Below are 11,297 nucleotides of genomic sequence, written 5' to 3' on the forward strand. Positions count from 1 at the left end.
GGCCGCCATCCTAGCATGGATGGAGCGTGAAACCGGAGGGTGACCACCTGTACCCACCCCCTCCGATCTGGCATTGTTAAAGCATGCGACGCGCCATTGTCTTTTTCCTGATCCTCTGCCTGATCGCCCTGCCGGCTCTTCCGGCCGAGGACAACAGACTGCCGGCCATCGGCAGTGGCGGGCTGATTGCGGGCCAGCAGGAGCGCGCCATAGGGCAACAGGTGCTGACCCAGCTGCGTCGCAACGCCCCCCTGGTATCGGACCCCATGCTCCGGGAGTACTTCGAGGATACCCTGCACCGAATGATCCCCTATGCTCCCCTGCAGGACAGGGAAATCACGCCCTTAATCATTAACGAACCGTCACTCAACGCGTTCGCGGTCCCCGGCAACATCATCGGGATCCACACAGGATTGCTTCGCACCGCCGAGACGGAACATGAATTCGCAGGTGTGGTGGCCCACGAGATCGCCCACCTCAGCCAGCGCCATTACGCCCGTCGCCTGGAGCAGCAGGAACGCAGCACCCCCCTGACCATTGCCGGGATGCTGGCCGGGCTCATCCTCACCGCCGCGACGGGCTCGGAAGCCGGTATTGCCGCCATTGCCGGCACCCAGGCACTGGCCATCGACCAGATGCTGCGCCACAGCCGCGCCCACGAGCAGGAGGCCGACCGCCTGGGCATCGAGATCATGGCCCGGGCCGGCTACGACCCGGCGGGCATGCCGGCGATGTTCGAGCGCATGCTGCGCCAGGCCCGTCTGCAGGGAAACCGCCCACCGGAATACCTCTCCACCCACCCGCTGACCGAATCCCGGGTTGCGGATACGCGGGCACGGGTTTCCGAATTCCGGGACAGGGACCGTTACGACGAACGGCTCGCCTACCACCTGGTGCGCAACCGGGTCCGGCTGCACCACGGCGAGGATCCGGAAGCGTTCATATCCCGCTTCCGGGAAAAACAGGCGGCACAGACCGGACTTGAGGCGGATGCGGCACGCCACGGCCTGGCAGCCGCACTGATTGCCGCTGACCGGGCGGGCGAGGCCATTCCCCATCTCAGGGAACTGCTGGAGGACTACGAAGGCGACATCTTCCTGGTGGCGGAACTGGCAAGGGCCCTGCGCGGGAATGACCAGGCCGGTGACGCCGCGGAACTGCTTGAACGCCACCTCCGGCGCCACCCCGGCAACCTGACCCTGAGCCGGACGCTGGCGGATACCCGGATGGAGCTGAATGAGCCGGAAGCCGCGGCACGGCTCTACGAGAAACTCACCCGGGATTACGGTGCTGATGCAACACTCTGGAATGACCTTTCAGAGGCCGCCGGGCGGGCGGGGGACCTGATCGAGGTCCATCGTGCGCGGGGCGAACGCCTGCTGCTTCTGGGCGATGCGGAGGCGGCGGCACGCCAGTTCCGACAGGCACTGGAGCGGGCGCCGGCCAACCATAGCCGCAAGGCGCTGCTCAGGGACCGACTGGAAAAGGCCAACCGGCAGGTCAGCGCCAACCGTCAGCGCTGAAACAGTCCTCAGGCGTTGCCGGCCGCCTTAAGCTGGCGGTCAGCCGTAAAGTCCAGCATGCGCTGCAGCGGAATGAGCGCTTTCTCACGCGTGCTGGCATCCACATGGATTTCCTCATCCTGCTTACGCAGCACACGCAGCACGTTATCCAGCCCGTTCATCGCCATCCAGGGGCAGTGGGCACAGCTGCGACAGGTTGCCCCCTGCCCGGCGGTGGGGGCTTCGATGAGGTTCTTCCCCGGAGCCATTTCGTGCATCTTGTGGAAGATACCGCTGTCCGTGGCCACGATGAAGTCCTCAGCGTCCATGGTCCGTACCGCCTCAATCAGCCGGGACGTGGAGCCGACGACATCCGCCTGCTCAACCACGGCCGCCGGCGATTCCGGATGGGCCAGGACCACGGCTCCGGGCATGGTGGCCCGCAGATCCTCCACGCCCTGCCCCTTGAACTCCTCGTGCACGATGCAGGAGCCGTCCCAGAGCAGCATGTCCGCCTGGGTTGAGCGCTGGATGTAGGCCCCCAGATGTTTGTCCGGAGCCCACAGGATGGTCTCACCCTTAGAGTCCAGGTAGTCGACAATGGCCTCCGCGCAGCTGGAGGTCACAACCCAGTGGGCCCGAGCCTTGACCGCCGCTGATGTGTTGGCATAGACCACCACGGTTCTTTCCGGATGCTGGTCACAGAAGGCCGCGAATTCGTCGGCGGGGCACCCGATATCCAGTGAGCAGGTGGCTTCCAGGGTCGGCATCAGCACCCGCTTTTCCGGATTCAGGATCTTGGCGGTTTCACCCATGAAGCGGACCCCCGCGACCACCAGCGTGGAGGCGGGATGCTCGTTGCCGAAACGGGCCATTTCCAGCGAATCCGCGACACAGCCCCCGGTCTCCTCCGCCAGCGACTGGATCAGGGGATCGGTATAGTAATGGGCTACCAGGACCGCATCCTGCGCCTCGAGCTCACGCCGGATCGCGGCGCGCAGTTCCTCCGCCTCGGCACTGCCCAGCGTTGGCGCTTCCTGCTCGTGCGCCAGATGTTCCTGAACCAGAATGCGGTCCTGCCTGTACGTCATGGACTCTGACCACCCTTTGAGTAAGCCGTTTAAAGGTTGTCTCCTACCCGTTTATGCCTCTGTCACCCGCATTTTTCAATGGTCGGATACAAACGGCCGGGCTGCGGGGGTTAAAGCGGGGGTGGGAATGGTGGGTCGTGCAGGATTCGAACCTGCGACCAATTGGTTAAAAGCCAACTGCTCTACCAACTGAGCTAACGACCCCTGACAAAACCGGGAAGCGAAATAATAGTGGTGGGTCGTGCAGGATTCGAACCTGCGACCAATTGGTTAAAAGCCAACTGCTCTACCAACTGAGCTAACGACCCAAACGAGGCGCATATGGTACTTAAATTTTCGGTTTTCGCAACCCGTTCGAATCAACCCATTTCATTGCGGTATTCACGCCCGAGAGCAGCCGCTTCGGATTCCGGGTAACGTTCTCCGAGCCGATCCAGAATACTGCGTGCCTGTTCGCCGTCACCGGCACGATCATGGGCAACCGCCAGCTTGAACAGCGCGTCCGGTGCCTTACGATGGGATGCGTGTCTTGAGGTGACAATCGTGAACGCCTGCTGTGCCTGCTCATGCTTGCCTTGACTCAGGTAGACCTCCCCCAGCCAGTAATAGGCATTAACGCTCAGATCCCCTTCCGGGTATTCCTCCAGAAAACTGTAGATCTCGTCGATGGCGGCCTCATAGTCCTGCTCTTCCTGGATCAGGTACTGGATCGAGGCATAGGCTTCACGCTCAGCCTCATCAGGCTGGCGATAGGACGTGGATTCCCCACTGCTGCCACTGTTGCTGCTTTCCTCAGCGCTGTCGCTGGTGTTCTCACCGCTTCTGGTCTTCTCCGGGGATTCCTCCAGATCGGACAGGCGTGAATCGAGATCAACCAGTCGCTCATCGAGATCAATGTAGCGTTCACGGGCCTGCTGCCTGAGGCGTTTCACCTGATGGCTGGTTTCCTCGAGCTGGCCGCGCAGATGCTGCACTTCCGCTCTCAGCTCCTCGACCAGAAAAAACAGCTCGCCGGCAGAGTTCCCCCCTGAACGTTCCGGGTTATTCCCGGACACCAGTGGTGCCTCGCCCTCATTCTGGGCAATGGCCGGAGAGGCTCCGACCACTGCCAGAATCAGGCCTGCTTTCAACAGACTCCGCATGGGCTTATTCGTAGTTGATTTCAACCCGACGATTCTCAGCCCAGGCTTCTTCGCTGTTGCCTTCAACCGCGGGCTGCTCCTCGCCGTAGCTGACGGTCTCGATCTGGTCTTCGGAGACGTCGTTCACGCGCAGGAAGCGGGCCACGGATTCCGCACGGCGCTCACCCAGGGCCATGTTGTACTCACGGCTGCCACGCTGGTCGGTGTGGCCCTCGAGTACGACACTGGCATCGCCGTCTTCAGCCAGGTAAGCGGCGTGAGCTTCCAGGATGGACTGGGATTCGCGACGGATCTCGGAGCTGTCGAAATCGAAATAGATGGTGGAAGCAGCCTGCATGGCTTTTTCCTTCGCCTGCTCCAGAGACTTCCGCGCGCGCTCTTCCGAGGTCATGTCCTCTTCAGAGACACCGCTGCCGTCGCCAGCACCGTAGGCATCACTGGAGTCAGCATCGGAATCACTCTGCTGCTCCATATCCGTCTCGTCCATACCGTTGGACCCGGAGCCCTCCGGTTCGGTTGCCGTTGAACTGCAACCCGCTACGAAGAGAAGGGCAAAGCCCAGCATCAGTACACGGTTCTTGAGAAGATCGGTCATTGGCCTTCCTTTTTGGTTTTCCGGTTTTGGATTACGTTTAATGTATGATGTTCCTGATAATACTGCAAACATCAGGACCTACTCCGCCAGCGGCGACCAGGCGGGATCACGGATGCCATCGTGTCTGACAGGCAGCGTGAAACGCGCATTCCCGTCCACCGTGGTCATCTCCAATGCGCCCTGCCGTCCGCCGGCATTGGTGACGTAGAGCACCAGGCGCCCATTGGGCGCCATAGCCGGTGCCTCGTCAATTTCGGAGCCGGCAAGCACTCGCTCCTCGCCGGTCTCCAGATCCACCGAGCCGAGCAGGAAACGCCCGTCGGCCTGGTGAATGTAGAAGATTTCCTCGCCCTCCGGCCCATAGATCGGATGGGCGTTGTAGTTGCCCTCAAAGGTCAGGCGTTCGGGATCACCACCCAGGGACTGGATGTAGACCTGGGGATTGCCCGAGCGGTCGGAAGTGAAGGCAAAGCGTTCACCGTCCGGTGACCAGCTAGGCTCCGTGTTGATGGAATAGTGACGGGTGAGCCGGCGGGGCTCCAGTGTATCCAGCGGCATCTCGTAGATATCCGCGCTCCCGTCCTTCGACAGCGTCAGCAGCAGCGATTCCCCGTCCGGCGACCAGTCCGGCGCCGAATTGAGCCCCCTGAAGTGAGCGATCCGGCGCCGCTCACCACTGCTCACCACCTGCCGGTAGATGGCAGGGCGGCCACCCTCAAATGACGCGTAGACCAGCTCTTTACCATCGGGGGACCATTCCGGGGAAAGAATGGGTTCACTGGAACGCAGCAGGACCTGATCCCGGTACCCATCCACGTCACTGACCTTGAGACGGTATTCCACATCGTTGCCGCTGCCCGTACGCGTCACAAAGGCCAGTCGGGTGTTGAAGATACCGGGAATGCCCGTCACCCGCTCATAGATCCGGTTGCTCACGTGGTGGGCCAGCGTGCGCAGCTCCGAGGGCGCGGCGGACGCCCGCGAGCCCAGCAGCCGTTCCTGCTGACTGACATCGAAAAGCTCATAGCTGAGAATGTAACGGTTACGTTCCGCGTCAAAATCCACCTCCCCGACCAGTACGAACTGCTGGCCCAGGACCCGCCAGTCACGGAAATGGATGTCATCCCCGGACGTTGGCAGGCTGAGCATGCGGGACGGCTCCAGTGTCTTGAGATCACCGCTCATGGTCAGGTCATCCCGGATGATGCTGTCGAGATCCTCCGGGGCATCCCGGGAGTGATTGGTCCCGAAAGGCACCACCGCGATGGGCATGCGGCGATCGGCACCCTCGGTGACGCGCACCACCATGTCGGCCTGCGCGACGAGGGCCGCCAGCATCAGACCGATCAGCGTCAGCACCTGGCCGGCTCGGCAATGGATCCTGGTCATGCTCGCCTACTCCTCGGGGCTGAATTCAATCGTGATACCACCACGGAACAGTTCATCGAACAGCGCTGAGTCATCCGGTGTCGGGAAACTGTCCACCCGCCTGACTGCACTCATCGCTGATTCATCCAGTTGCTGACTGCCACTGCCTTCCACCAGTTCCACTGAGCGCAGCTCGCCCGTGGGCAGGATCTCAAGCCGCAGTCGGACCACCCGGTCTTCATTGCCCGGTGGTATATACCAGCTGTTCTGTACTTCCTGCTGGATCAGGGCGTTGAAGCGTTTACGTTCATCGGCAATGTTAACGCCCTCCATACTCGAGGCCTCAACGTCAGCCCCCTCTTCCGGCTTCTGATCCTTCTGGGCTTCAGCCTCCTCGGCCTGCTGCGCCAGTTGTTCCAGACGCTGTTCACGCTCAGCCCGCTGCTCGTCCGCCTGCTGTTCCTTTTCCGGCTCAGGCTCAGGCTCCGGTTCCGGCTCTGGTTCCGGCTCTGGCTCTGGTTCCGGCTCTGGCTCTGGTTCCGGCTCTGGCTCTGGTTCCGGTTCTGGCTCTGGTTCCGGTTCTGGCTCTGGTTCCGGTTCTGGCTCTGGTTCCGGTTCTGGCTTTGGTTCCGGTTCCGGCTCCGGCTCTGGTTCTGGCTCCGGCTCAGGCTCCGGTTGTGGCTCAGGCTCCGGTTCCTGCTGCTGGGCCTGCACAACCCTGGCCTGTACGGCCTGGGGCTGCTGAAATTCCGGCTCCTGGGTCCGCCAGTCCCAACCGGCCACGGCCAGGAGCACGATCAGCAGGTGCAGCCCAACGGACCCCATAAAGGGCCATTTCCACTCCCGGAGCTCGGCCTCGTTCATCCCCAGAAGCCGGCTCCACAGCGGAATCGCCCGGTCTCCCAGAGCGCCCGCGGCCTGGATGATGCGCTGCCAGTCCCGTTTCATCGCGCTGACGCACCGCCCTGACCGAATCCGACCATCACTCGTCCTCCGGTGGCTCGGTAATCAGCCCCACCTGGCTTGCCCCGGCACTCTGTAGGGACGACATCAGGCGGATCACCGTGCCATAGCGCACATGCTGGTCACCGCGCACAAAGACGTCCGCATCCGGGCGCTCAGCAAGAATGGCGGCCACCTCGTCCACAACCGTACTCAGGGACTTGGGCTTTCCCCGGTCATCCCCCACTTCCAGAAAATAACCACCGTTGGAATCCACCGAAATGATCACCGGCTCTTTTTCCGTATCCACCGGCAGTGGTTCCGCCTCAGTGCTCGGCAGATCCACGTCCACCCCCTGGGTCAGCATGGGCGCGGTGATCATGAAGATCACAAGCAGCACCAGCATGACGTCAATGTAGGGCACCACGTTCATTTCGGACATCGGCGCCTGGCGCGAACGGCGTGGACTCATATCCATGGCATCACCTCCCGGCGGTCAACCGCTGGCTCCGTGGCTGTGCACTCTCCGATGGAGGATGCTGGCGAATTCCTCGGCAAAGGTCTCATAGTTCTTGATCAGCGAATCCGTCTGGGCGGTGAAACGGTTATAGGCCACCACCGCCGGAATGGCTGCGAACAGGCCCATGGCCGTGGCGATCAGCGCCTCGGCGATACCCGGCGCCACCGTCTGCAGCGTGGGCTGCTGTACCTGCGCCAGCCCGATGAAACTGTTCATGATCCCCCAGACCGTGCCGAAAAGACCCACGTAGGGGCTGGTGGAGCCAACGGTGGCCAGGAATGGCAGATTGGCCTCCAGGCGCTCCAGCTCACGGGCCAGGGCCACCTTCATCGCCCTCTGGGTGCCATCCATCACCGCTTCGGCATCGTGGCTCTGCTGGCGCAGCCGGGTGAACTCCTTGAAACCCGCCCGGAAGACATTCTCCACGCCACCATGGGGCGCCGGACTTCCGGTCACCTCCTTGTAGAGCTGCCCCAGATCCATGCCGGACCAGAAGCGTTCCTCAAACGCCGCCTGCTCCTGCCGGGACTGGCGGTAGATCCGGATACGCTGGAAGATCAGCCCCCAGGATCCGATGGACGCCAGCAGCAACAGCAGCATGACCAGCTGCACAATGATCCCGGCATTGGCGATCAGCGACCAGACCGAAAGATCTCCCTCCACGGAATGCTCCTATTCGTTGTTGGGTTGCAGTGTCCTGTTCACCAGGGCCTGGATGTCCTCCGGCATGCGCCGCGGCCGCCCGGACGGCAGCTGGACACAGGCCACCTTGACCTCACCGTCGACCAGCAGTGCGTCATCCGCCTTCCGGTGCGCCTGCTGGCGGAATGTCATGGCCGTTCGAGTACCGGCAATGAGATCCGCTGATACCATCAGCTCATCATCCAGGAAGGCCGGCTGGTGGTACTGGACGTTCAGGCTGTGTACCACAAAGGCCACCCCTTCGCTCTCCAGTCGCCCACGCAGGGCCACACCTTCCGAGCGCACCCACTCAGTACGCGCTCGCTCAAAATACTTCAGATAATTGGCGTAGAAGACGATGCCCCCGGCATCCGTGTCCTCCACATAGATCCGCACCGGCCACCGGAAACCGCTCATCGGGCCGCCTCCCCTTCCGGGGCATCAAAGCCGAAATGGAGATAGGCGTGCTGGGTCGCCATGCGCCCCCGCGGTGTGCGCATCATGAACCCCTGCTGGATCAGGAAGGGTTCAAGCACGTCCTCGATGGTGCCCCGCTCCTCGCTGATGGCCGCCGAGAGGCTCTCCACTCCCACGGGCCCGCCGCCGAACTTCTCGATCAGTGCCAGCAGCAGGCGCCGGTCCATGTGATCAAAGCCCTGATAATCCACCTTGAGCATGTTCAGCGCCTGATCCGCAATGGCTTCCGTAACCCGGCCGTCCGCACGGACTTCCGCAAAGTCCCGCACACGGCGCAGGAGGCGGTTGGCGATGCGCGGCGTCCCCCGCGAGCGGCGCGCGATCTCGCGGGCACCGCCGTTTTCGATCTCGATGGACTGGAGCGCCGACGACCGTTCAATGATATGCGTCAGATCCTCGGTGCTGTAGAACTCCAGGCGCTGGACAATACCGAAACGGTCCCGCAGCGGTGAGGTCAGCAGCCCGGCCCTGGTGGTGGCCCCGACCAGGGTGAAGGGCGGCAGATCCAGCTTGATGGAACGCGCCGCCGGCCCCTCGCCGATGACGATGTCCAGCTGGTAGTCCTCCATGGCCGGATACAGCACCTCCTCAACGGCGGCGCTGAGCCGGTGGATCTCGTCGATGAACAGCACATCGCCTTCTTCCAGGTTGGTCAGCAGTGCTGCCAGATCCCCGGCCTTTTCGAGCACGGGCCCGGAGGACGCCTTGATGGTGCTGCCCATCTCATTGGCGATGATATTGGCCAGTGTGGTCTTGCCCAGGCCGGGCGGCCCGAAGATGAGGACATGATCCAGTGCCTCGCGCCGACCACGGGCGGCGCCGACGAAAATCTCCATCTGCTCGCTGACCGTGGGCTGACCCACGTATTCGCGCAGTGTGTTCGGACGGATCGCCCGGTCCTGGTTGTCCTCGCCCGGCCCAGACTGGCCGGAGATCAATCGATCGGATTCAATCATAACGCCTTTCAGCCCATCCAGGCCGCCCTGTTCAGCGCCTGCATTTTACAAACTTTGATCAGACGGTCACGTTACGTGAATGTCAGCTGTGGAGCCAGAATTAAAGGGGGTTAACGGTTCATCATATTCTTCAGCGCCAGACGGATCAGCTCCTGGCTGGTCATGCCCTCTTCGGCCACCGCCTGCAGCGCCCTGCCCGCCTCCTGCGGGCGATATCCCAGTGCGATCAGGGCCGCCTCCGCCTCTTCCATGGGGCTCGCGGACACCGGCTCGATACCGGGCAGCTCGCTGACCGCCTCCTCGCGCGTGGTGCCCGTCGGACTCTTCTCCAGCTGGCGTATACGGTCGCGCACCTCGATCAGCAGCCGTTCGGCGGTCTTCTTGCCCACGCCGGGCACCTTGACCAGGGCGGCCACGTCGTTGTCCTCCACCACCCGAATGAAGGCATCCGCCTCCAGCCCGGAGAGGATGGCCAGCGCCAGCTTGGGCCCGACGCCACTGGTACGGATCAGCAGACGGAACAGTTCCCGCTCGCCCTTATTGGCGAAGCCGTAGAGCTGCTGGGCGTCCTCGCGCACGGCCAGGTGGGTGTAGAGCACAGCCTCCTGGCCCGTATCCGGAAGGCGGAAAAAAGTGGTGTACGGAATGTCCACTTCGTAACCCACGCCCCCGGCTTCGATCAGGGCGTCACCGGGCTGTTTCTCGATCAGGATGCCGCGGATGCGACCGATCATGGCGAGTCTCCTTCAGCGTGCGCGCCCGCTGCGGCTGCTGGACGCGCCTGTCCGTGCCAGCCCCTGGCGCAGATGCGCATGGCACAGGGCGATGGCCAGGGCGTCAGCGGCATCCTCGCGGGGCTGGCGGGTGAGTTTGAAAATGGCCTGGACCATGTGCTGGATCTGGTGCTTATCGGCACTGCCCTTGCCCACCGCTGCCTGCTTGACCTGGCGGGCGGAGTATTCAGCCACGGGCAACCCCGCGTTGGCGCCACAGACAATGGCCACGCCCCGCGCCTGTCCAAGTTTTAAGGCGGAATCGACATTACGGGATAGAAAGACCTTTTCGATGGCCATTTCTTCCGGCCGGTAGGTCTGGATGATCTCGGCAAGTCCGGCATGGATTGTCTGCAGGCGCTCCGGCATGGCCTTCTCGCCCATGGTGATGCAGCCGCTGTCCAGGTATTCCAGATGGCGGCCGTTGCTGCGGATCACGCCGTAGCCGGTGATCCGCGAGCCGGGATCCACGCCCAGGATAATGGTCATGCGTACCCGAAGCGCTCCAGCGCCGCCTCGGGAAAGTCGGCGTTGGTGTAGACGTTCTGGACGTCATCCAGGTCCTCAAGCCAGTCGATCAGCTTGAGGTTGGTTTCGGCGCCTTCCTCTTCCAGCGCCACCGTGGTCATGGGCACCATGCTCACCTCGGCATGGTCGGGTTCCAGACCGCCCTGTTTCAGGGCGTCCTTCACGTCCATGTACTGCTCAGGCGTGGTAATGACGTCCTTGGAGCCGTCATCGTTGACCCGGACATCCTCGGCGCCGGCCTCAAGGGCCGCCTCCATGATGGTGTCCTCGTCGTACTCCGGGCTGAAGCTCAGTGTGCCCTGCCGGTTGAACAGGAAGCCCACGGAACCATCCGTTCCCAGATTGCCGCCGAATTTGCTGAAGGCATGACGGACATCCGAAACCGTGCGGTTCTTGTTGTCCGTCATGGCCTCCACATAGATGGCAACCCCGCCGGGCCCATAGCCCTCGTAGGTCAGTTCCTCGTAGTTCTCACCATCCGTGTTGCCGGCGCCCCGTTCAATGGCCCGGTCAATGCTGTCCTTCTTGACGTTGTTGCTCAGTGCCTTGTCGATGGCACTGCGCAGGCGCGGGTTGTCCTCGGGGACAGGCCCGCCTTCCTTGGCGGCCACATACAGCTCCTTGATGAGCTTGGTGAAAATCTTGCCCTTCTTCGCATCCTGCGCGGCTTTGCGGTGTCGGATGTTATGCCACTTGCTGTGTCCGGCCATGCCCTGCCTCGC

General features: G+C 62.6%; 13 protein-coding genes and 2 tRNA genes. 1 reads left to right on the forward strand and 14 read right to left on the reverse strand.

Annotation, left to right across the window (positions count from 1 at the left end; translation table 11 throughout):
- Window positions 1-83 precede the first annotated feature (83 nt).
- Complete coding sequence (locus tag CK501_RS09120) at window positions 84-1,523, forward strand: M48 family metalloprotease (RefSeq protein WP_095617415.1); 1,440 nt, start codon at window positions 84-86, stop codon at window positions 1,521-1,523.
- A gap of 8 nt (window positions 1,524-1,531) precedes the next feature.
- On the opposite strand, the gene nadA is transcribed toward CK501_RS09120, so the two are convergent.
- From nadA to CK501_RS09195, 14 genes are all read right to left on the reverse strand, one after another.
- Window positions 1,532-2,593, reverse strand: coding sequence for a quinolinate synthase NadA (gene nadA / locus CK501_RS09125; RefSeq protein WP_095617416.1), 1,062 nt, complete (start codon window positions 2,591-2,593; stop codon window positions 1,532-1,534).
- Between the two features lie 128 nt (window positions 2,594-2,721).
- A tRNA-Lys gene (locus CK501_RS09130) sits at window positions 2,722-2,797 on the reverse strand.
- A 28-nt stretch (window positions 2,798-2,825) separates the two neighbouring features.
- Window positions 2,826-2,901: transfer RNA gene (locus CK501_RS09135), tRNA-Lys, on the reverse strand.
- 51 nt (window positions 2,902-2,952) lie between these two features.
- On the reverse strand, window positions 2,953-3,723 hold the full coding sequence (gene ybgF, locus CK501_RS09140) for a tol-pal system protein YbgF (RefSeq protein ID WP_158223084.1): 771 nt from the start codon (window positions 3,721-3,723) through the stop codon (window positions 2,953-2,955).
- A gap of 16 nt (window positions 3,724-3,739) precedes the next feature.
- Window positions 3,740-4,330, reverse strand: coding sequence for a peptidoglycan-associated lipoprotein Pal (pal, locus tag CK501_RS09145; RefSeq protein WP_233128880.1), 591 nt, complete (start codon window positions 4,328-4,330; stop codon window positions 3,740-3,742).
- A gap of 78 nt (window positions 4,331-4,408) precedes the next feature.
- Window positions 4,409-5,719, reverse strand: coding sequence for a Tol-Pal system beta propeller repeat protein TolB (tolB, locus tag CK501_RS09150; RefSeq protein ID WP_095617418.1), 1,311 nt, complete (start codon window positions 5,717-5,719; stop codon window positions 4,409-4,411).
- A 6-nt stretch (window positions 5,720-5,725) separates the two neighbouring features.
- Entirely contained in the window at window positions 5,726-6,646 is a 921-nt protein-coding gene (locus CK501_RS16825; RefSeq protein WP_158223085.1) for a cell envelope integrity protein TolA, read from the reverse strand.
- A 34-nt stretch (window positions 6,647-6,680) separates the two neighbouring features.
- A complete protein-coding gene (gene tolR / locus CK501_RS09165; protein ID WP_225741634.1) occupies window positions 6,681-7,118 on the reverse strand; it encodes a protein TolR in 438 nt (145 codons plus the stop codon).
- Between the two features lie 18 nt (window positions 7,119-7,136).
- Entirely contained in the window at window positions 7,137-7,823 is a 687-nt protein-coding gene (tolQ, locus tag CK501_RS09170) for a protein TolQ (protein ID WP_095617420.1), read from the reverse strand.
- A 9-nt stretch (window positions 7,824-7,832) separates the two neighbouring features.
- A complete protein-coding gene (ybgC, locus tag CK501_RS09175) occupies window positions 7,833-8,258 on the reverse strand; it encodes a tol-pal system-associated acyl-CoA thioesterase (protein ID WP_095617421.1) in 426 nt (141 codons plus the stop codon).
- Window positions 8,255-9,274 carry a Holliday junction branch migration DNA helicase RuvB gene (gene ruvB / locus CK501_RS09180; protein ID WP_095617422.1) on the reverse strand — a complete coding sequence of 340 codons (1,020 nt, stop codon included), beginning with the start codon at window positions 9,272-9,274 and terminating at the stop codon, window positions 8,255-8,257. The genes ybgC and ruvB overlap by 4 nt, the downstream gene beginning before the upstream one ends.
- A 110-nt stretch (window positions 9,275-9,384) precedes the next feature.
- Window positions 9,385-10,008: a Holliday junction branch migration protein RuvA gene (gene ruvA, locus CK501_RS09185; protein ID WP_095617423.1), complete on the reverse strand. Its 624-nt coding sequence runs from the start codon at window positions 10,006-10,008 to the stop codon at window positions 9,385-9,387.
- A 12-nt stretch (window positions 10,009-10,020) separates the two neighbouring features.
- Window positions 10,021-10,536 (reverse strand): crossover junction endodeoxyribonuclease RuvC, encoded by a 516-nt coding sequence (gene ruvC, locus CK501_RS09190; RefSeq protein WP_095617424.1) that lies wholly within the window; start codon window positions 10,534-10,536, stop codon window positions 10,021-10,023.
- Window positions 10,533-11,285 (reverse strand): YebC/PmpR family DNA-binding transcriptional regulator, encoded by a 753-nt coding sequence (locus CK501_RS09195; protein WP_095617425.1) that lies wholly within the window; start codon window positions 11,283-11,285, stop codon window positions 10,533-10,535. The genes ruvC and CK501_RS09195 overlap by 4 nt, the downstream gene beginning before the upstream one ends.
- Window positions 11,286-11,297: the final 12 nt, after the last annotated feature.

Source organism: Halovibrio salipaludis (assembly GCF_002286965.1).
Taxonomy (GTDB): domain Bacteria; phylum Pseudomonadota; class Gammaproteobacteria; order Pseudomonadales; family Oleiphilaceae; genus Halospina; species Halospina salipaludis.

Excerpts from the sequence above, each read along its gene's own strand:
- CK501_RS09120 (WP_095617415.1), top strand. The coding sequence starts at position 84 with ATGCGACGCGCCATTGTCTTTTTCCTGATCCTCTGCCTGATCGCCCTG.
- nadA (WP_095617416.1), bottom strand. The coding sequence starts at position 2,593 with ATGACGTACAGGCAGGACCGCATTCTGGTTCAGGAACATCTGGCGCAC.
- pal (WP_233128880.1), bottom strand. The coding sequence starts at position 4,330 with ATGACCGATCTTCTCAAGAACCGTGTACTGATGCTGGGCTTTGCCCTT.
- tolB (WP_095617418.1), bottom strand. The coding sequence starts at position 5,719 with ATGACCAGGATCCATTGCCGAGCCGGCCAGGTGCTGACGCTGATCGGT.
- CK501_RS16825 (WP_158223085.1), bottom strand. The coding sequence starts at position 6,646 with ATGAAACGGGACTGGCAGCGCATCATCCAGGCCGCGGGCGCTCTGGGA.
- tolR (WP_225741634.1), bottom strand. The coding sequence starts at position 7,118 with ATGGATATGAGTCCACGCCGTTCGCGCCAGGCGCCGATGTCCGAAATG.
- ybgC (WP_095617421.1), bottom strand. The coding sequence starts at position 8,258 with ATGAGCGGTTTCCGGTGGCCGGTGCGGATCTATGTGGAGGACACGGAT.
- ruvB (WP_095617422.1), bottom strand. The coding sequence starts at position 9,274 with ATGATTGAATCCGATCGATTGATCTCCGGCCAGTCTGGGCCGGGCGAG.
- ruvA (WP_095617423.1), bottom strand. The coding sequence starts at position 10,008 with ATGATCGGTCGCATCCGCGGCATCCTGATCGAGAAACAGCCCGGTGAC.
- ruvC (WP_095617424.1), bottom strand. The coding sequence starts at position 10,536 with ATGACCATTATCCTGGGCGTGGATCCCGGCTCGCGGATCACCGGCTAC.
- CK501_RS09195 (WP_095617425.1), bottom strand. The coding sequence starts at position 11,285 with ATGGCCGGACACAGCAAGTGGCATAACATCCGACACCGCAAAGCCGCG.